This window comes from Pseudomonas sp. NFX98 (assembly GCF_047784845.1).
Taxonomy (GTDB): domain Bacteria; phylum Pseudomonadota; class Gammaproteobacteria; order Pseudomonadales; family Pseudomonadaceae; genus Aquipseudomonas.
Genome location: NZ_JBLNNF010000001.1, coordinates 1 through 18988, shown reverse-complemented (window position 1 = coordinate 18988; position 18988 = coordinate 1). Strand labels below are relative to the sequence as shown.

The 18988-nt window shown below is 58.4% G+C and carries 15 protein-coding genes, 4 tRNA genes and 1 riboswitch; of the genes, 16 read left to right on the top strand and 3 right to left on the bottom strand.

The features are described 5' to 3' along the window. The first annotated feature begins 287 nt into the window (after nt 1–287). From ACM110_RS00095 to astE, 7 genes are all read left to right on the top strand, one after another. A complete protein-coding gene (locus ACM110_RS00095) occupies nt 288–1508 on the top strand; it encodes an aspartate aminotransferase family protein (RefSeq protein WP_416126065.1) in 1221 nt (406 codons plus the stop codon). Nucleotides 1509–1702: 194 nt separating this feature from the next. Next, on the top strand, nt 1703–2722 hold the full coding sequence (gene aruF / locus ACM110_RS00090; protein ID WP_416126064.1) for an arginine/ornithine succinyltransferase subunit alpha: 1020 nt from the start codon (nt 1703–1705) through the stop codon (nt 2720–2722). A 79-nt stretch (nt 2723–2801) separates the two neighbouring features. After that, complete coding sequence (astA, locus tag ACM110_RS00085; RefSeq protein ID WP_338582523.1) at nt 2802–3827, top strand: arginine N-succinyltransferase; 1026 nt, start codon at nt 2802–2804, stop codon at nt 3825–3827. Then, nucleotides 3824–5293 carry a succinylglutamate-semialdehyde dehydrogenase gene (gene astD, locus ACM110_RS00080; RefSeq protein ID WP_416126394.1) on the top strand — a complete coding sequence of 490 codons (1470 nt, stop codon included), beginning with the start codon at nt 3824–3826 and terminating at the stop codon, nt 5291–5293. Before astA ends, astD begins: the two co-directional genes overlap by 4 nt. Nucleotides 5294–5458: 165 nt before the next feature. Then, nucleotides 5459–6805 carry an N-succinylarginine dihydrolase gene (gene astB / locus ACM110_RS00075; protein ID WP_416126063.1) on the top strand — a complete coding sequence of 449 codons (1347 nt, stop codon included), beginning with the start codon at nt 5459–5461 and terminating at the stop codon, nt 6803–6805. A gap of 61 nt (nt 6806–6866) precedes the next feature. Continuing rightward, nucleotides 6867–7157 carry a topoisomerase II gene (locus ACM110_RS00070; protein ID WP_175392293.1) on the top strand — a complete coding sequence of 97 codons (291 nt, stop codon included), beginning with the start codon at nt 6867–6869 and terminating at the stop codon, nt 7155–7157. A gap of 12 nt (nt 7158–7169) precedes the next feature. Continuing rightward, nucleotides 7170–8180 (top strand): succinylglutamate desuccinylase, encoded by a 1011-nt coding sequence (gene astE, locus ACM110_RS00065; RefSeq protein WP_416126062.1) that lies wholly within the window; start codon nt 7170–7172, stop codon nt 8178–8180. A gap of 111 nt (nt 8181–8291) precedes the next feature. On the opposite strand, the gene ACM110_RS00060 is transcribed toward astE, so the two are convergent. Then, entirely contained in the window at nt 8292–8804 is a 513-nt protein-coding gene (locus tag ACM110_RS00060; RefSeq protein WP_416126061.1) for a 6,7-dimethyl-8-ribityllumazine synthase, read from the bottom strand. A gap of 103 nt (nt 8805–8907) precedes the next feature. After that, a riboswitch (FMN riboswitch) is annotated at nt 8908–9077 on the bottom strand. 196 nt (nt 9078–9273) lie between these two features. Here ACM110_RS00060 and ltaE point away from each other — a divergent pair. From ltaE to ACM110_RS00025, 7 genes are all read left to right on the top strand, one after another. Next, nucleotides 9274–10278: a low-specificity L-threonine aldolase gene (gene ltaE / locus ACM110_RS00055; protein WP_416126060.1), complete on the top strand. Its 1005-nt coding sequence runs from the start codon at nt 9274–9276 to the stop codon at nt 10276–10278. A 146-nt stretch (nt 10279–10424) separates the two neighbouring features. After that, nucleotides 10425–13043 carry an alanine--tRNA ligase gene (gene alaS / locus ACM110_RS00050; protein WP_416126059.1) on the top strand — a complete coding sequence of 873 codons (2619 nt, stop codon included), beginning with the start codon at nt 10425–10427 and terminating at the stop codon, nt 13041–13043. A 91-nt stretch (nt 13044–13134) separates the two neighbouring features. After that, nucleotides 13135–14376: an aspartate kinase gene (locus tag ACM110_RS00045; protein ID WP_416126058.1), complete on the top strand. Its 1242-nt coding sequence runs from the start codon at nt 13135–13137 to the stop codon at nt 14374–14376. 187 nt (nt 14377–14563) lie between these two features. Beyond that, entirely contained in the window at nt 14564–14752 is a 189-nt protein-coding gene (gene csrA, locus ACM110_RS00040) for a carbon storage regulator CsrA (RefSeq protein ID WP_002554426.1), read from the top strand. A 62-nt stretch (nt 14753–14814) separates the two neighbouring features. Continuing rightward, nucleotides 14815–14905: transfer RNA gene (locus tag ACM110_RS00035), tRNA-Ser, on the top strand. Nucleotides 14906–15012: 107 nt separating this feature from the next. Beyond that, nucleotides 15013–15089: transfer RNA gene (locus tag ACM110_RS00030), tRNA-Arg, on the top strand. A 72-nt stretch (nt 15090–15161) separates the two neighbouring features. Continuing rightward, a tRNA-Arg gene (locus tag ACM110_RS00025) sits at nt 15162–15238 on the top strand. 19 nt (nt 15239–15257) lie between these two features. On the opposite strand, the gene ACM110_RS00020 is transcribed toward ACM110_RS00025, so the two are convergent. After that, entirely contained in the window at nt 15258–15776 is a 519-nt protein-coding gene (locus ACM110_RS00020) for a cell envelope protein SmpA (RefSeq protein ID WP_416126057.1), read from the bottom strand. Nucleotides 15777–16096: 320 nt separating this feature from the next. On the opposite strand from ACM110_RS00020, the gene mgtE reads away from it, so the two are divergent. Then, nucleotides 16097–17539, top strand: coding sequence for a magnesium transporter (mgtE, locus tag ACM110_RS00015; RefSeq protein ID WP_416126056.1), 1443 nt, complete (start codon nt 16097–16099; stop codon nt 17537–17539). A gap of 104 nt (nt 17540–17643) precedes the next feature. Here mgtE and ACM110_RS00010 read toward each other — a convergent pair whose 3' ends face one another. Further along, nucleotides 17644–17970: an Arc family DNA-binding protein gene (locus ACM110_RS00010; protein WP_003178899.1), complete on the bottom strand. Its 327-nt coding sequence runs from the start codon at nt 17968–17970 to the stop codon at nt 17644–17646. Between the two features lie 565 nt (nt 17971–18535). Here ACM110_RS00010 and ACM110_RS00005 point away from each other — a divergent pair. After that, nucleotides 18536–18612 (top strand) — tRNA-Arg (locus tag ACM110_RS00005). Nucleotides 18613–18988 lie beyond the last annotated feature (376 nt).

Sequence of the window (18988 nt, the reverse complement as noted above, 5' to 3'; positions counted from 1 at the left end):
TGATCGGCCCCTAGGAAAACCCGCCAACGCGGACGATGTGCGGTACATATTTACCGCACTTGCCTGATCGCCATGAGTTACCGCGAAGCAAGCCTGCCGCAAACGCTCCCCGCCAGTTAAACTGCGCCTTTGCGACCCTATATGTCGCACTGCTGTAAACCCGGGAAAATCCGGGGTTTGCGCTATAAGAAGTTGTCGCTTGGCGGCAAGGCCGGGCTGAAAACTGTCCTTACAATCCCCCCATCGCTCGCCAGTTTCAGGCGAGTATTCCTCTTCAGGAGACTCCGATGTCCGTTGATCACGCTGCGGTAGAACGCGCCGATTTCGACCAGGTAATGGTTCCCAACTACGCGCCTGCCGCTTTCATTCCAGTGCGTGGCGCCGGTTCCCGCGTTTGGGACCAGTCCGGTCGCGAGCTGATCGACTTCGCCGGCGGGATTGCCGTAAACGTACTGGGCCATGCCCATCCGGCGCTGGTCGGTGCCTTGACCGAGCAGGCCAACAAGCTGTGGCACGTGTCCAACGTGTTCACCAATGAGCCGGCCCTGCGCCTGGCGCATAAGTTGATCGATGCGACGTTTGCCGAGCGTGCGTTCTTCTGCAACTCCGGCGCCGAAGCCAACGAGGCTGCGTTCAAGCTGGCCCGTCGTGTCGGTTTCGACCGTTTCGGCAGCGAGAAGTACGAAATCATCGCCGCGCTCAACAGCTTCCACGGCCGTACCCTGTTCACCGTCAACGTCGGTGGCCAGTCTAAGTACTCCGACGGCTTCGGTCCGAAAATCACCGGTATCACCCACGTCCCGTACAACGATCTGGCCGCGCTGAAAGCCGCCATTTCCGACAAGACTTGCGCAGTAGTGCTGGAGCCGATCCAGGGCGAAAGCGGTGTGATCCCGGCTGAACTCGAATACCTGCAAGGCGCCCGCGACCTCTGCACCGCGAACAACGCGCTGCTGATCTTCGACGAAGTGCAAACCGGCATGGGCCGTACCGGTCATCTGTTTGCCTACCAGCATTACGGCGTGATCCCGGACATCCTGACCAGCGCCAAGAGCCTGGGCGGCGGTTTCCCGATCGCCGCGATGCTGACCACCGAAGACCTGGCGAAACACCTGGTCGTCGGCACCCACGGCACCACTTACGGCGGCAACCCGCTGGCGTGCGCGGTCGCGGAAGCGGTGATCGACGTGGTCAACACCCCTGAAGTGCTGGCAGGCGTCAACGCCAAGCACGACAAGTTCAAGGCGCGCCTTGAGCAGATCGGCGAGAAATACGGCCTGTTCACCCAGGTCCGCGGTATGGGCCTGTTGATCGGCTGCGTGCTGAGCGATACCTGGAAAGGCAAGGCCAAGGACATTTTCAACGCCGCTGAGCGAGAAGGCCTGATGATCCTGCAAGCCGGCCCGGACGTGGTGCGCTTCGCCCCGAGCCTGGTGGTGGAAGACGCCGATATCGATGCCGGGCTCGACCGCTTCGAACGCGCTGCCGCGAAACTGACCCAAGCCTGATAGACCCTTCGACGCCTGACCTTTCAGGCGTCGAACCCAAATTTTTTGCCGGTCCCGCTTTACTGTAGGAGCGAGCCTGCTCGCGATGGTGTGTCAGTCGACATCATTGTTGCTGATCCACCATCGCGAGCAGGCTCGCTCCTACAAGGGGCCGGCTATTTTCCTCAAAGAGTTTTAGATTAAGGAGTGACACCATGCTGGTGATGCGCCCCGCGCAAATGGCTGATCTGGGCGAGGTACAGCGTCTGGCTGCGGACAGCCCGATTGGTGTCACTTCCTTGCCGGATGACGTTGAACGCCTGAGCGACAAGATCGCGGCAAGCGAAACCTCGTTCGCCGCCGAAGTGAGCTTCAACGGTGAAGAGAGCTATTTCTTCGTCCTCGAAGACAGCACCACCGGCAAGCTCGTCGGCTGTTCGGCAATCGTCGCATCGGCCGGTTATTCCGAGCCGTTCTACAGCTTCCGCAATGAAACCTTCGTGCACGCCTCCCGCGAGCTGAAGATTCACAACAAGATCCACGTGCTTTCGCAATGCCACGACCTGACCGGCAACAGCTTGCTGACCAGTTTCTACGTGCAGCGCGACCTGGTGGGTTCGCCTTGGTCGGAGCTCAACTCCCGCGGCCGCTTGCTGTTCGTCGCCAGCCACCCGGAGCGTTTTGCTGATTCCGTGGTGACCGAGATCGTCGGTTACAGCGATGAAAACGGTGACTCGCCATTCTGGGATGCCATCGGTCGTAACTTCTTCGATCTCAACTACGCCGAGGCCGAGCGTCTGTGTGGTTTGAAGAGCCGGACGTTCCTCGCCGAACTGATGCCGCATTACCCGATCTACGTGCCACTGCTGCCGGACTCCGCGCAAGAGGCGATGGGCCAGGTGCATCCACGGGCGCAGATTACCTTCGACATCCTGATGCGCGAAGGCTTCGAGACCGATCACTACATCGACATTTTCGACGGTGGCCCGACCCTGCATGCCCGTGTCTCGGGGATCCGTTCGATCGCCCAGAGCCGTGTGGTGCCGGTGAAAATCGGCGAGCCGGTCAAAGGTGTCGGTCGTCAGTATCTGGTGGCCAACGCGCAGTTGCAGGATTACCGCGCGGTCATGCTTGAGCTCGATTACGCGCCGGGCAAACCGGTGACCCTGGATCTGGAAGCGGCCGAAGCCCTGGGCGTCGGCGAAGGTGCCAGCGTGCGCCTGGTAGCGGTTTAACGCCTGCCTGGCCTGATTGCTTGTATAGAAAGCAGCGAAGTTTCACGGGTGGCGCAAGCGGCCCGTTTGAGGAGATAGCATGATCGTTCGTCCCGTACGCAGCAGCGATTTACCCGCTCTGATCGACCTGGCCCGCAGCACCGGCACCGGCCTGACCACATTGCCGGCCAACGAAGAACGGCTGGCCCATCGGGTCGGCTGGGCCGAGAAGACTTTCCGTGGCGAAGCCGGGCGGGGCGATGCGGACTACCTGTTCGTGCTCGAAGACGACGACGGTCGCGTGGTGGGCATTTCTGCCATCGCCGGCGCCGTCGGTCTGCGTGAGCCTTGGTACAACTTCCGCGTCGGTTTGACGGTCAGCGCTTCGCAAGAGCTGAACATCTACCGCGAAATCCCGACGCTGTTCCTGGCCAACGACCTGACCGGCAACTCCGAGCTGTGTTCGCTATTCCTCCACGCCGATTACCGCACGGGCCTCAACGGCCGCATGCTGTCCAAGGCACGGATGTTGTTCATCGCCGAATTCCCGCAACTGTTCGGCAACAAGATCATTGCCGAGATGCGCGGCGTGTCCGATGACGCCGGCCGTTCGCCGTTCTGGGAAAGCCTGGGCCGGCACTTCTTCAAAATGGAATTCAGCCAGGCCGACTACCTGACCGGCGTGGGCAACAAGGCGTTCATTGCCGAACTGATGCCGAAATTCCCGCTGTACACCTGCTTCCTGTCGCCGGATGCGCGCAACGTGATCGGTCAGGTCCATCCGGACACCGAGCCGGCGCTGTCGATGCTCAAGAGCGAAGGCTTCAGCTATCAAGGCTACGTCGACATCTTCGACGCCGGCCCGGCGATCGAATGCGAAACCGGCAAAATCCGCGCGGTACGCGACAGCCAGGCGCTGGTGCTGGCCATCGGCACGCCGGGTGACGACGCCACGCCGTTCATCATTCACAACCGCAAGCGTGAAGACTGCCGGATCACCGCCGCACCTGCACGCTTCGCCGCCGGCACGCTGGTGGTCGACCCGCAGACCGCCAAACGTCTTCAACTCAACGCCGGCGATCAGGTGCGCGCCGTTCCGTTGTCCGCTGCTCGGGAGTCGAAATAATGAAGTCGCTATACATTGCAGGTGAATGGCTGGCCGGTCAGGGCGAAGTCTTTGAGTCGTTGAACCCGGTGACCCAGCAAGTGCTGTGGTCCGGGACTGGCGCCACCACTGATCAGGTCGAATCCGCCGTGCAAGCGGCGCGTCAGGCGTTTCCGGGCTGGGCTCGCCGCACGCTGGAAGAGCGTATCTCGGTGCTGGAAGCCTTCGCCGCCGCGTTGAAAAACAACGCCGACGAACTGGCACGCACCATCGGTGAAGAAACCGGCAAACCGCTGTGGGAGGCTGCGACTGAAGTCACCAGCATGGTCAACAAGATTGCGATCTCGGTGCAGAGCTACCGCGAACGCACCGGCGAGAAGAGTGGCCCGTTGGGCGACGCCACTGCCGTGTTGCGCCACAAACCGCACGGTGTGGTCGCTGTATTCGGTCCTTACAATTTCCCGGGTCACCTGCCCAACGGTCACATCGTGCCGGCGCTGCTGGCGGGTAACAGTGTGCTGTTCAAGCCAAGCGAACTGACGCCGAAAGTGGCCGAACTGACGGTCAAGTGCTGGATCGAGGCCGGTCTGCCGGCGGGTGTGTTGAACCTGCTGCAAGGCGCTCGTGAAACCGGCATCGCCCTGGCGGCGAACCCGGGCATCGACGGTCTGTTCTTCACCGGCTCCAGCCGCACCGGCAATCACCTGCACCAGCAATTCGCCGGTCGCCCGGACAAGATCCTTGCGCTGGAAATGGGCGGCAACAATCCGCTGGTGGTCGATCAGGTAGCCGATCTGGATGCCGCCGTGTACACCATCATTCAATCGGCATTCATTTCTGCCGGTCAGCGCTGCACCTGTGCCCGCCGCTTGCTGGTGCCGCAAGGCGCCTGGGGCGACTCGTTGCTGGCGCGGCTGGTGGCGGTCAGCTCGACCATTGAAGTCGGTGCTTTTGATCAGCAACCAGCGCCGTTCATGGGCTCGGTGGTTTCCCTTGCCGCGGCGAAAGCGTTGATGGATGCGCAGGAACATCTGCTGGCCAACGGCGCCGTGGCGCTGCTGGAAATGACGCAGCCGCAAGCTCAGTCGGCGTTGCTGACTCCCGGCATTCTGGACGTGACCGCTGTGGGCGATCGTCCTGACGAAGAGCTGTTCGGCCCGTTGCTGCAAGTGATCCGCTACGCTGATTTTGAAGCGGCGATCGCAGAAGCCAACGACACTGCCTACGGTCTGGCGGCTGGCCTGCTGTCTGATTCCGAAGCGCGCTACCAGCAATTCTGGCTGGAAAGCCGCGCCGGTATCGTCAACTGGAACAAGCAATTGACCGGTGCCGCGAGCAGCGCGCCATTCGGCGGCGTCGGCGCCTCGGGCAACCATCGCGCCAGCGCCTACTACGCGGCGGATTACTGCGCGTACCCGGTGGCCTCGCTGGAAACGCCGAGCCTGACCATGCCTGCCGCCCTGACACCAGGCGTGAAGATGGCGTGATGCCTAATCGCGGGCAAGCCCGCTCCCACAGGATTTGCGTCGTACACAAGATTTGTGAACACCACCAAACCTGTGGGAGCCGGGCTTGCCCGCGATGGCCGCGATGCGGTCGCACTGAATAGTTACTGAAGCCTATAACAACAGAATTCTCGTGGAGCCTCGCTGATGAAATCCTATGAAGTCAATTTTGACGGTCTAGTGGGGCCGACCCATAACTACGGCGGCCTGTCCTACGGCAACGTCGCGTCCCAGAGCAACAGCCAGCAATCTTCGAACCCGAAGGAAGCTGCGCTGCAAGGCCTGGCGAAGATGAAAGCGCTGATGGAAATGGGCTTTCAGCAAGGCGTGCTGGCGCCGCAAGAGCGCCCGGATGTGGCTGCACTGCGTCGCCTGGGCTTCAGCGGCACCGACGCTCAAGTGATCGAGCGCGCAGCAAAGGAAGCAATGCCATTGCTGGTCGCCAGTTGCTCGGCATCGAGCATGTGGGTGGCCAACGCCGCCACCGTCAGCCCGAGTGCAGACACCGCTGATGGCCGCGTGCATTTCACCGCCGCCAACCTCAACTGCAAATATCACCGCAGCATCGAGCACCCGACCACTAGCCGCGTGTTGGGCGCAATGTTCGCCGATCAGAAGCACTTCGCGCACCACGCCGCTTTGCCAGCCGTGGCGCAATTCGGTGACGAAGGCGCGGCCAACCACACGCGTTTCTGCCGTGAGTACGGCGAAGCCGGTGTCGAGTTCTTCGTGTTCGGTCGCAGCGCGTTCGACACCCGCTACCCGGCACCGCAGAAGTACCCGGCGCGCCAGACCCTCGAAGCCTCCCAAGCCGTTGCTCGTCTGCATGGCTTGAGCGATGACGGCGTGGTCTACGCCCAACAGAATCCGTCGGTGATCGATCAGGGCGTGTTCCATAACGATGTAATCGCCGTGGGCAACGGTGAAGTGCTGTTCTATCACGAGGACGCGTTCCTCGAGACCGAGCAGATGCTCGCTGAACTGCAAAGCAAACTCGCCAAAGTCGGTGGGAAATTTCAGTCCGTCTGCGTTCCACGTTCCGCGGTAACTGTGGAAGACGCGGTTCGTTCCTACCTGTTCAATAGCCAACTGCTGTCGCGTCCTGACGGCTCGATGCTATTGATCGTGCCGGAAGAATGCCGTGGCAACGAGCGCGTCTGGCAATACCTGCAGGGTTTGACCAGCTCCGGCGGCCTGATCCGCGAAGTGAAAGTCTTCGATCTGAAGCAGAGCATGCAGAACGGCGGTGGCCCTGCTTGCCTGAGGTTGCGCGTCGCGCTCAACGAAACCGAACTGGCGGCGGTCAATCAAGGGGTTATCATGAGCGCGCCGTTGTACGGCACTCTGACCGAATGGGTCGAGAAGCACTACCGCGACCGCATGACCGAAAACGATCTGGCGGACCCGCAATTGCTGCTTGAGTGCCGGACGGCACTGGATGAACTGACGCAAATCCTTAAACTGGGCGCGGTTTATCCATTCCAGATCAATTGATCGACGGCGCGCTTTCGGGCCCGATAGCGCGCCGCTTCATCTCAAACGAGAGCGTATTTACATGAGCGACAAACTGCAGCTGATCCTTGAAGACACCGACGGCACGCAACTGGAAACTTCCTGCACCCGCGTCGCGGTCATGTGGCAAGGCAAAGAGCTGTGGATCCAGCAGGACGGCCGTGGCCAGTTGCTGATCGGCGTGGACGTCGAAGAAGGCGACGCCGAATACGCCAACCTGCTGCTGCGCCCATTGGCGACTAATCTGGTAAGTCTGCAACTGGAGATGGAACCGGCTGACCTTGGCGACGACGAGGATCACGTTCACGGCCCGGATTGCAATCACGACCACTAAGGAAAACGCTCTATGCTCGCCCTCGGCAAACTGCTTGAACTGACCCTCGCCGGCCGCGAACCGGCGGAGAAGACTCAACTGACTGTCGAAGGCGTGCGGATGCGCTGGTTGAGCGAAGGTGCGCTGGAAGTCCGGCCACCTGAAGCCCGCGACAACGGCCTGGACCTGCTGCTTTCAGCGGGGATCCACGGCAATGAAACAGCGCCGATCGAGTTGCTTGATCGCCTGTTGCACGACATCGCCCGCGGCGACCTCAAGCCGCGCGCACGTATTCTGTTCCTGTTCGGCAACCCCGAGGCGATTCGCAAAGGCGAGCGTTTCGTCGAGCAGGACGTCAATCGGCTGTTCAACGGCCGTCACGAACAAAGCAGCGGCTCCGAGGCCTTGCGTGCTTGTGAACTGGAGCGGTTGGCGGCGAGTTTCTTCAGCCTGCCGGACCGTCAGCGCCTGCACTACGACCTGCACACCGCGATTCGCGGTTCGAAAATCGAGCAATTCGCCTTGTACCCGTGGAAGGAAGATCGCCAGCATTCGCGCCAGGAGCTGGCCCGTCTACGCGCTGCGGGCATGGAAGCTGTGTTGCTGCAGAACAAACCGTCCATCGTTTTCAGTTCTTATACCTACGACAAGCTCGGCGCCGAGGCTTTCACCCTGGAATTGGGCAAGGCACGACCGTTCGGACAGAACACCGGGGTCAACGTTTCGCTGCTGGAAAATCGCCTCAAACAGATCATCGAAGGCACCGAACCGGAATTGACCGACGCGGCGCTGGACGGGTTGCAGCTGTTCAGTGTGGCACGGGAAATCATCAAGCATAGCGATAGCTTCCGCCTGAACCTGCCAGTGGATATTGAAAACTTTTCGGAATTGGAAGTGGGTTACTTGTTGGCGGAAGACATCGCCAATACCCGCTGGATCATCGAAGAAGAGGGCGCCCGGATCATCTTCCCGAACCCCAAGGTGAAGAACGGCCTGCGCGCCGGCATCCTGATCGTGCCGACCACTGACGAAAATCTGGCCTGACACAGTCCCTGTAGGAGCTGCCGAAGGCTGCGATCTTTTGATCTTGTTCTTTCAGATCAAAAGATCGCAGCCTCGTTGCACTCGTCAGCTCCTACAGGTTTCGGTTTGGTGTCAGACAGCTACCGCACGCGGCTCCGTACGACGAAACGCACGAATCTTGCTCAGCGTATCGGCACACGTCTTCGCCGCTTCCTGGCCTTTGTGCACGAAGTGATCGAAGAAGAACTTGTGATGCAGTTCTTCGCCGGCATGGAAGTGGTGCGGGGTCAGGGACACCGAGAACACCGGCACTTCGGTTTCCAGTTGAACCTGCATCAGGCCGCTGACCACTGACTGGGCGACGAACTCGTGGCGGTAGATCCCGCCGTCCACCACCAGGGCTGCGGCGACGATGCCGGCATAACGGCCGGTCTTGGCCAGCAGTTTGGCGTGAAGTGGCATTTCAAAGGCGCCGCCGACCTCGAAGAAGTCGATGTCGGATTCCTGATAACCCTGGGCAATCATTTCAGCGACGAAGCCTTTACGGCTCTGGTCGACAATATCCTTGTGCCAGCAGGCCTGAATGAACGCAACGCGCTCGCCCTGATGGTTTTTGCTTTTGCTGTCGATTGCGGTGGGTTGCATGTTCTGACTCCTGTTTGTATGAAAAACAGGGCGTTATGAATCGAATGGGATTTGAGGGTATGCACGCCGGCATGAATGCCTGCGAACGGCCCTCTGGCGATAATCCCGTTCTCTCTTCATCCGGACTATGACCGTCGGCCCCGGGATCACACCGGGTCTGCTGACCTTGCCGCCAATCACCGCCGAAGCCATGTTGCGACAAGCGCTCGCGGGCTATGCGCATTGCGCGCAATTACCGCCGGTGGGGAGTTGCACCCCGCCCTGAGAACGTTTTTGCCGCCGAAATGTTTGGCGGCGCAAGGTTTTTAACACATATTTCCTACACGCGCATTGATGCTTTCAGATGATTGTCATCGAGTATTTCGCTGTATTAGCGGGCATTATCCGTGCGCAAGGGTTGAATATTCACCGGCATGACCGCAGTAATTCTTTCTGAAAGGGATTTCCCCTGCTTACCGAGGCCAGATTCATGAGCGTTATCGATCTTCGCAGCGACACAGTCACCCAACCCACCGCCGGCATGCTCGACGCGATGGCCACCGCCGCCACCGGTGACGACGTTTATGGCGAAGATCCGACGGTCAATCGTCTGGAAGCCGAATTGGCAAAACGGTTGGGTTTTGCTGCGGCGCTGTTTGTTCCGACCGGCACCATGAGCAATCTGCTGGGGTTGATGGCGCATTGCGAGCGTGGTGACGAGTACATCGTCGGCCAGCAGGCCCACACCTATAAGTATGAAGGTGGCGGGGCGGCGGTGCTTGGTTCGATCCAGCCGCAGCCGCTGGAAGTGCAGGCCGATGGCTCGCTGGACCTGGATCAGGTCGCGGCAGCCATCAAGCCCGATGATTTCCACTTCGCCCGCAGTCGCCTGCTGGCGCTGGAAAACACCATGCAGGGCAAGGTCCTGCCGCTGGAATATCTGGCCCGGGCGCGCAGCTTTACCCGCGAACATGGCTTGCAACTGCATCTGGATGGCGCGCGGCTGTACAACGCGGCAGTGAAACTGGGTGTTGATGCGCGGGAGATTACTCAGCATTTCGATTCCGTCTCGGTGTGCCTGTCCAAAGGCTTGGGCGCGCCGGTGGGTTCGGTGTTGTGCGGCTCGGTTGAATTGATCGCCAAAGCGCGGCGCCTGCGCAAGATGGTCGGTGGCGGCATGCGTCAGGCCGGGATTCTGGCGGCGGCAGGCTTGTATGCGCTGGACAACAACGTGCAGCGGCTGGCCGACGATCATGCCAATGCACAATTGCTGGCCGAAGGCCTGCGCGCGGCGGGCTTTGAGGTCGAGCCGGTGCAAACCAACATGGTCTATGTAGCGATGGGCGACAGGGCCGAGGCGCTTAAGGCATTTGCTGCCGAACGTGGGATCAAGCTCAGTGCCGCCGCACGTCTGCGCATGGTCACGCACATGGACGTCAGCCGTGCGCAAATCGAGCAGGTCGTCGCGACATTCGTCGACTTTTCCCGTAAGTGATAGCGTTAGCCGTCCAATTGACCGTTTCTATCGTATAAACACGCTGTACCCCGCGCGCAGGGCCGATATAATGCGGCCCTTTGCCGTCGTTTCGTCTGTTGACGTTTCGAACAGGCCTTTGGCCGCAGCCTCCGTGGAAGAACCTAATGAAAAGCGCAGAAATCCGTGAAGCCTTCCTTCGCTTCTTCGAAGAGCAAGGCCACACCCGTGTAGCCTCCAGCTCTTTGATTCCGGGCAACGACCCAACCCTGCTGTTCACCAACGCGGGGATGAACCAGTTCAAGGACTGCTTCCTGGGCCAGGAAAAACGCGCGTACACCCGCGCCACCAGCAGCCAGAAATGCGTGCGTGCCGGCGGCAAGAACAGTGACCTGGAAAACGTCGGTTATACCGCTCGTCACCACACGTTCTTCGAAATGCTTGGTAACTTCAGCTTCGGTGACTACTTCAAGCACGACGCGATTACCTTCGCCTGGACCTTCCTGACCGGTGTTCTGAAACTGCCGAAGGAAAAACTCTGGGTCACCGTCTACGCCTCGGACGATGAAGCGTATGACATCTGGACCAAAGAAATCGGCGTGCCGGTCGAGCGCATGATCCGCATCGGCGACAACAAGGGTGCGCCATACGCTTCCGACAACTTCTGGACCATGGGCGATACTGGCCCGTGCGGCCCATGCACCGAGATTTTCTACGATCACGGCGACCACATCTGGGGCGGCCCACCGGGCTCGCCCGAAGAAGACGGCGACCGCTACATCGAAATCTGGAACAACGTATTCATGCAGTTCAACCGCACCGCCGATGGCGTGTTGCATCCGTTGCCAGCGCCGTCGGTCGACACCGGCATGGGCCTGGAGCGGATCAGTGCGGTGATGCAGCACGTCAATTCCAACTACGAAATCGACCTGTTCAAGAACCTGTTGAGCGCGTCGGCTGAGGCGATCGGCTGTGAAAATGGCGATCAGTCTTCGCTGAAAGTTGTTTCCGACCACATCCGTTCGTGCGGTTTCCTGATCGCCGACGGCGTCCTGCCGTCCAATGAAGGCCGTGGCTACGTGCTGCGCCGGATCATTCGTCGTGCTTGCCGTCACGGTAACAAGCTGGGCGCCACCGGTAGCTTCTTCTACAAGATCGTTGCCGCGCTGGTCGCCGAGATGGGCGAAGCCTTCCCGGAACTGAAGAAGCAGCAGAGCAACATCGAGCGCGTACTCAAGGCCGAAGAAGAGCAGTTCTCCAAGACTTTGGAGCACGGCCTGAAGATTCTCGAGCAGGACCTGGCTGAACTCAAAGGCACCGTGGTGCCGGGCGACGTGGTCTTCAAACTGTATGACACCTACGGTTTCCCGATGGACCTGACCGCCGACATCGCCCGTGAGCGCGAGCTGACCATCGACGAAGTCGGTTTCGAACGTGAGATGGAAGCCCAGCGTGTTCGTGCGCGTTCGGCCAGCTCGTTCGGTCTGGACTACAACACCTTGGTCAAGGTTGATGTGGCCACCGAATTCACCGGCTACACCGATACCAGCGGTTCGGCAAAAATCGTTGCCCTGTACAAAGACGGCCAATCGGTCGACGTATTGAGCGAAGGCGACGAGGGCGTGATCGTTCTCGACAAGACGCCGTTCTACGCCGAATCCGGTGGTCAGGTTGGCGATTGTGGTTATCTGCAAGCTGGCGCTTCGCGCTTTGACGTGCGCGACACCACCAAGACCGGCGGCGCATTCCTGCATCACGGCGTGCTGGCGTCGGGCAGTCTGATCGTTGGCGCACCGGTGGAAACCCACGTCGAGGCTGACGTGCGTCACGCCACTTCGCTGAACCACTCGGCTACCCACTTGCTGCACGCTGCATTGCGCAAAGTGCTGGGCGACCACGTTCAGCAGAAAGGTTCGTTGGTCGACAGTCAGCGCCTGCGCTTCGACTTCAGCCACTTCGAAGCGATCAAGCCTGAGCAGATCAAGGCACTGGAAGACATCGTCAATGCCGAGATTCGCAAGAACTCCGCCGTTGAAACCGAAGAAACCGACATCGAAACCGCCAAGCAAAAAGGCGCCATGGCGCTGTTCGGCGAGAAGTATGGCGACAACGTGCGCGTGTTGAGCATGGGCGGCGATTTCTCCGTCGAGCTCTGCGGCGGTATCCACGCCAACCGTACCGGCGACATCGGCCTGCTGAAAATCATCAGCGAAGGCGGTGTGGCTTCGGGTGTGCGTCGTATCGAGGCAGTCACCGGTGCTGCGGCACTGGCCTACTTGAACGCGGCGGAAGAACAACTCAAGGAAGCGGCCAACCTGGTCAAGGGCAGCCGCGACAACCTGATCGACAAGCTGTCGGCTGTGCTGGAGCGCAACCGTCTGCTGGAGAAGCAACTCGAGCAGTTGCAAGCCAAGGCTGCCAGCGCGGCGGGCGACGATCTGTCGGCCCAGGCGCTGGACGTCAAGGGCGTGAAAGTGCTGGCCGTGCGTCTGGACGGTCAGGATGGCAAGGCGCTGCTGGCGCTGGTCGATCAACTGAAAAACAAACTCGGCCGCGCAGTGATCCTGCTCGGCAGTGTCCATGAGGAAAAGGTCGTTCTGGTTGCGGGCGTAACCAAAGACCTGACTGGCCAACTCAAAGCCGGTGATTTGATGAAGCAAGCCGCTGCGGCAGTGGGCGGGAAGGGCGGTGGTCGTCCAGACATGGCGCAAGGCGGCGGTACCGACGCCGGCGCTCTGGATGCTGCACTGGCGCTGACCGTTCCGTTTGTAGAGCAGGGTTTATAAGGCAGTGCTTGCGGCCCGTAGTCTAGTGGCGGGCCGCAACGCTGTTTGAGTGATTATTTGGGCGCCCTTCATGGGCAGAGGCGGCTTTGAAATGGCTTTGATCGTACAGAAATTTGGAGGCACCTCGGTCGGCACCGTCGAGAGAATCGAGCAAGTTGCCGACAAGGTTAAGAAATTCCGCGATGCCGGCGATGACCTGGTGGTTGTGCTGTCTGCAATGAGCGGCGAAACCAATCGTCTGATCGATCTGGCCAAGCAAATCAGTGGCGATGGTCAACCGGTTCCTCGTGAACTGGACGTGATCGTCTCCACCGGTGAGCAGGTGACGATTGCCCTGTTGGCCATGGCGCTGATGAAGCGCGGTGTGCCAGCGGTGTCCTACACCGGCAACCAGGTACGGATTCTGACGGATAGCGCGCACAACAAAGCGCGTATCTTGCAGATTGATGACCAGAAGATTCGCGGTGATCTGAAAGCAGGTCGCGTGGTGGTTGTCGCCGGTTTCCAGGGCGTCGACGAGCACGGCAACATCACCACCCTCGGTCGTGGTGGTTCCGACACCACCGGCGTGGCTCTGGCGGCAGCCTTGAAGGCTGACGAGTGCCAGATCTACACCGACGTCGACGGTGTCTACACCACCGACCCGCGTGTGGTGTCCGTGGCTCAGCGCCTGGACAAGATTACCTTCGAGGAGATGCTGGAAATGGCCAGCCTCGGTTCCAAGGTGTTGCAGATCCGTGCGGTGGAATTCGCCGGCAAGTACAACGTTCCGCTGCGCGTACTGCACAGCTTCAAGGAGGGTCCGGGCACCCTCATTACTATTGATGAAGAGGAAACCATGGAACAGCCGATCATTTCCGGTATCGCTTTCAACCGCGATGAAGCCAAGCTGACCATCCGTGGCGTGCCAGACATCCCGGGCGTTGCATTCAAGATTCTCGGCCCGATCAGCGCTGCGAACATCGAAGTCGACATGATCGTGCAGAACGTTGCGCACGATAACACTACCGACTTCACTTTTACCGTGCACCGTAACGACTACCAGGCGGCGCAAGCCGTGCTGGAAAAAACCGCGAGCGAGCTGGGTGCCCGTGAAGTCGTGGGCGACACCAAGATCGCCAAGGTGTCGATCGTCGGCGTTGGCATGCGCTCTCACGCAGGTGTAGCCAGCCGCATGTTCGAATCCCTGGCCAAGGAAAGCATCAACATCCAGATGATCTCGACTTCGGAAATCAAAGTCTCCGTAGTGATCGAAGAGAAGTACCTGGAACTGGCTGTGCGCGCCCTGCACACGGCTTTCGAACTGGACGCACCGGCCCGCCAGGGCGAGTGATGCGTTTGCCAGAAGGCGCGGTCTGACCGCGCCTTTTGTTTTTTTGAATGGCGTGACCCCGAGGCTGTTCTTTTGCTCGCGCTAGTCAATACTCAGGCATGTAGGCCATGACCGCTTTTGGTTGTAGGTCGAGTGCCTTTTTTTTGCAGACTGTTGTCCCTGAAATGTAAGGCGTGAGGAGAAAGGTATGTTGATTCTGACTCGTCGGTGCGCAGAAAGCCTGATTATTGGTGATGGCGAAATCACCGTGACCGTGCTCGGCGTCAAAGGAAATCAAGTGCGTATCGGGGTCAACGCCCCGAAAGAGGTGGCCGTCCACCGTGAGGAAATCTACCTGCGCATCAAGAAAGAGAAGGACGAAGAACCAAGCCATTAATTTTTATCGTTTTTTATGTTTGCAAACGGGGAAGAAGCTGGTTAATATACGCCCCGTGTTGCGGAGAGCTGGCCGAGTGGCCGAAGGCGCTCCCCTGCTAAGGGAGTACACCTCAAAAGGGTGTCGGGGGTTCGAATCCCCCGTTCTCCGCCATTATTTGCGTAGTACGTTGTAATCTGGCTTCTTCGGTAAGTTGTTGAAATTACTAGAAAAAGTGTTTGACATAGAGATTAGACGGCCTATAATGCGCGGCAACAAATGCACTCGTAGCTCAGCTGGATAGAGTACTCGGCTACGAACCGAGCGGTCACAGGTTCGAATCCTGTCGAGTGCACCATTTAAGAGTCATCTGCAGCAATGCGAATGACTTGGCTTCAACCAGTTGTGATCTGGTCTAAAAACACAAATTGCACTCGTAGCTCAGCTGGATAGAGTACTCGGCTACGAACCGAGCGGTCACAGGTTCGAATCCTGTCGAGTGCACCATACAACAGAAAGCCCGCATTTAATGCGGGCTTTTTGCCGTCTGGGATTTGGCTTTTCCTTTCGTGCATCCTTTCTCATCAAACTCAACATGTGCGCTGCGACCTCGTTTGGTCTCGTAGCGGTAACTTGTGCCCGAATTTCGAATGCTGATCCTGTCCGGCTTGCCAAGAGCACTTTCGACATCTTGCTGGCTCATGCCTGCGACAATTCGCTGGTTGATGATTGCTTCGCGCCGCTCTCCGGCGTTGATCAGGTTTCCGCATTTGTCCTCGATCTTTCCGACGACAGTTGGATCTCTTCTTTTGATTTTTGCACTTGATGGTCCGCGAGTTTCCGCTTCAGGCATGAGAGCGGTCACCGTGCTGCCCGGAGTAAAGGTTTTGATTTCGTGTGATGAACGGCTTTCGCCGGTTGTGCAACTCAGTGTGGTGAAGGTGACGCGCCCGTTGGGCGCTTCGCATCGGTGAATGGTCGTGGCAAGTGCCCAAGGCGGGGAGAGCAGGGCGATAAGAAAAAAATGCTTCATGTTCGATGGCATCGAGCGTCCTCCATGACGGTTCTCCTGAAGCGTAGCTGTCGCGTTTTTTCGCGGTGGTGTGTTTTCTTTTCAGGATGAGTCGTCGGAGATTGAAGGATCAGGACTGCGCTCAAGTTTGTCTTGCAAGCGCTTGTTTCAGCCGCGATTTTTTAACATTTAAAACCGTCAGGCGGTGTATCATTGCGCCCGTCAGCCCCGCCGGGGCTTGTGGAATACCTCCATGGACTTACCCAGTAGTTACTCAATACCCCGTTTTTCCAATCATGAATTGACTGATTGATCCTTCCGGCGTGCCCCGCTGCTGGGAGTGGAGTTCGCCTATGTCTGAAGTTGAAGTAAAGAAAACGCAGGAAAGCTTGCAGGACCGCCTGGCTCAAGTTGTTGAGCTGTTGCAGCGTCAGCGAGTGGTTGAAGACCTGACTCACCGCCAGGAAGGCCCGCATCATGACCGGGTCGAGAACCTGGTCCACCGGCAGAACCTCGTCGAGTTGCAGCGCAAGCTCGATGATCTGCACTCCGCCGACGTCGCCTATATCCTTGAAGCCTTGCCGCTGGACGATCGTCTGACGCTCTGGCAATTGGTCAAGGCTGATCGCGACGGCGACATTCTTCTCGAAGTATCCGACTCGGTCCGTGAAACCCTGATCGCCGACATGGACGATCACGAGCTCCTGGCTGCGGCCAAGGACATGGATGCCGACGAACTTGCTGACCTGGCTTCCGAGCTGCCGCGAGACGTCGTCCATGAGCTGATGGAGACCCTGGACAACCAGCAACGCGAGCGTGTGCGGTCGGCCCTTTCCTATGATGAGGAGCAGGTCGGTGCGCTGATGGACTTCGAGATGGTGACGATCCGTGAGGATGTCAGTCTCGAAGTGGTTCTGCGTTATCTACGTCGTCTCAAGGAGTTGCCTGGTCATACCGACAAGCTGTTTGTGGTCGATTACGACGGCGTCCTCAAGGGTGTGCTGCCAATCAAGCGTTTGCTGGTCAATGATCCCGAGAAGCAAGTCTCCGAGGTCATGGCCAGTGATCCGGTGAGTTTCCATCCGGATGAAGACGCTTACGATGCTGCGCAGGCGTTTGAACGTTACGACTTGATTTCGGCGCCGGTAGTCGACAAGAACGGCAAGCTGATCGGTCGTCTGACCATCGATGAAATGGTCGACCTGATTCGTGAAGAGAGCGAAAGCGAAGTTCTCAACATGGCGGGTCTGCGCGAAGAAGAAGACATTTTTGCGTCGGTCTGGAAGTCTCTGCGTAACCGGTGGGCCTGGCTGGCAGTGAACTTGATCACTGCATTCGTAGCGTCTCGGGTGATCGGGTTGTTCGAAGGCTCCATTGAGAAGCTGGTGGCGCTGGCGGCATTGATGCCGATCGTGGCGGGTATTGGCGGCAACTCCGGTAACCAGACTATCACCATGATCGTTCGGGCGATGGCGCTGGACCAGGTGAGTACTGGCAATACTTCGCGCCTGATGCGCAAGGAGTTGGCGGTTGCGTTGATCAACGGCGTGATATGGGGCGGCGTGATCGGGGTCGTTGCCTATTTGCTGTATGGCAGTTGGTCATTGGGCGTGGTGATGACCGCCGCGATGACGCTCAATTTGCTGTTGGCGGCGTTGATGGGGGTTTTGATCCCGATGACCCTGGCGAAGATGGGGCGCGATCCGGCAATGGGGGCCAGTGTAATGATTACAGCCATGACCGACAGCGGCGGCTTTTTCATTTTCCTGGGGTTGGCGACAATCTTCCTGCTCTGATGTCCTGTTCATTAAAAACCCGCCATTTGGCGGGTTTTTTTGTGCCCGGATTTCAGGCAAAAAAAAAGCCAGCGATCAGGCTGGCTTTGAGCTTTCAGTGTGAATCAGGAGGCGTCGGCGGCCATTTCAGCATCGTGGGCAATCAGCGAAACAAGGGCGTTTTGCTGACGGTGGGAAAGTTGGCGGAAGCGTTGCAGCAATTCACGTTCGTGTAATGACAGCTCAGGGCTGTCCAGGCGCATGCTTAACTCTTCTCCCAGTGCGCCTTCCTGAATAAGACTCTGCTCAAGGCGCGCAATGATTTCGGAGTTCATGCTGCGATGATGATTGCGAGCCACCTCGGCAATGCGTTCACGCATTCCGTCTGGCAGACGTACGACGAACTTGTCAGCCGTGCGGCTGGAATAGATTGCCTGTTTCAATGGGCGCATATATTTAACCGGTTAGTTCAGGGGAGCGGTTTTCGGGATTGGCCGCAGGATGTCTGGTAGGACAAGCCGTCTGGCCAAATGTTCAACCTGAATTGATAGAGGTGCGAATCATGCCTCAAAGTAGCCAGATCATTGGCGTCAATTCTGTGACAAATATTGAACTGAATAAAGGCTTTCTGCCAGCACCAATTATCAGAAATGCGGACTGGTTTGGAAAGCTGCCGGGTCTGTATCGCTGGCTTCATCCTCTGCCAGCAGCCGCTATCAAATCTCTGAAGGTCAGACCATACGAATTCGATCACTGTTCCTTATCTTTACAGGATAGTGGCAAATGGCCGATTTACTAGAAGAAGGTTTGTCTTGAGGGCTATTTAGGATGGATGGCGGATGCTTATATTGGGTGGAGCGCTGCAGACGAGGCGGGGGGTAATCGATCGGAGAATCTTCGCCGGTTCGTGAGGCATCTTGCCTACACTTAAAAAGCCCACGGATGACATGACAAAGGCAGGCGTGCCCGTTAACATGCTCGCCGTCTATCGCTCTGCGTACTCTCGCGGGCATTTGTGTCTCAGTAGCTCAATTGGATAGAGCATCCCCCTCCTAAGGGGAAGGTTGGCAGTTCGAACCTGCCCTGGGACACCACTATTTCCTTGCGACTCACTCTTCGTTTCTCTCGGTCATCACAAGTGACCGTTCCAGTCGCATCTCCTGACTTCAGCCTGCCTTCCTCTATATAGAGGGAAATAGATCGTTCCCTGCTTTTTGCGCGTTTTTGATAGAAAAACCAAATCAGTGCTTGACGGCAAATCTCAGGTGTCTATAATTCGCCCCACTTCCGGCGCAGTCGAAACGGAAAACTCCTTGGTAAACAATGAGTTACGCAGCTTTCGACAGCGGGTTGCTTCAGTTCATCGAAGCCAGAAGGAAGTTGAAAAAGAGGTGTTGACAGCAGCGTGTAACGCTGTAGAATTCGCCTCCCGCTGATGAGAGATCTGAAGCGCAAGTGGTTGAAGTTGTT

Bases quoted from the DNA above. Each gene is read 5' to 3' on its own strand.
- ACM110_RS00095 (WP_416126065.1), top strand. From the start codon at position 288: ATGTCCGTTGATCACGCTGCGGTAGAACGCGCCGATTTCGACCAGGTA.
- aruF (WP_416126064.1), top strand. From the start codon at position 1,703: ATGCTGGTGATGCGCCCCGCGCAAATGGCTGATCTGGGCGAGGTACAG.
- astA (WP_338582523.1), top strand. From the start codon at position 2,802: ATGATCGTTCGTCCCGTACGCAGCAGCGATTTACCCGCTCTGATCGAC.
- astB (WP_416126063.1), top strand. From the start codon at position 5,459: ATGAAATCCTATGAAGTCAATTTTGACGGTCTAGTGGGGCCGACCCAT.
- ACM110_RS00070 (WP_175392293.1), top strand. From the start codon at position 6,867: ATGAGCGACAAACTGCAGCTGATCCTTGAAGACACCGACGGCACGCAA.
- astE (WP_416126062.1), top strand. From the start codon at position 7,170: ATGCTCGCCCTCGGCAAACTGCTTGAACTGACCCTCGCCGGCCGCGAA.
- ACM110_RS00060 (WP_416126061.1), bottom strand. From the start codon at position 8,804: ATGCAACCCACCGCAATCGACAGCAAAAGCAAAAACCATCAGGGCGAG.
- ltaE (WP_416126060.1), top strand. From the start codon at position 9,274: ATGAGCGTTATCGATCTTCGCAGCGACACAGTCACCCAACCCACCGCC.
- alaS (WP_416126059.1), top strand. From the start codon at position 10,425: ATGAAAAGCGCAGAAATCCGTGAAGCCTTCCTTCGCTTCTTCGAAGAG.
- ACM110_RS00045 (WP_416126058.1), top strand. From the start codon at position 13,135: ATGGCTTTGATCGTACAGAAATTTGGAGGCACCTCGGTCGGCACCGTC.
- csrA (WP_002554426.1), top strand. From the start codon at position 14,564: ATGTTGATTCTGACTCGTCGGTGCGCAGAAAGCCTGATTATTGGTGAT.
- ACM110_RS00020 (WP_416126057.1), bottom strand. From the start codon at position 15,776: ATGCCATCGAACATGAAGCATTTTTTTCTTATCGCCCTGCTCTCCCCG.
- mgtE (WP_416126056.1), top strand. From the start codon at position 16,097: ATGTCTGAAGTTGAAGTAAAGAAAACGCAGGAAAGCTTGCAGGACCGC.
- ACM110_RS00010 (WP_003178899.1), bottom strand. From the start codon at position 17,970: ATGCGCCCATTGAAACAGGCAATCTATTCCAGCCGCACGGCTGACAAG.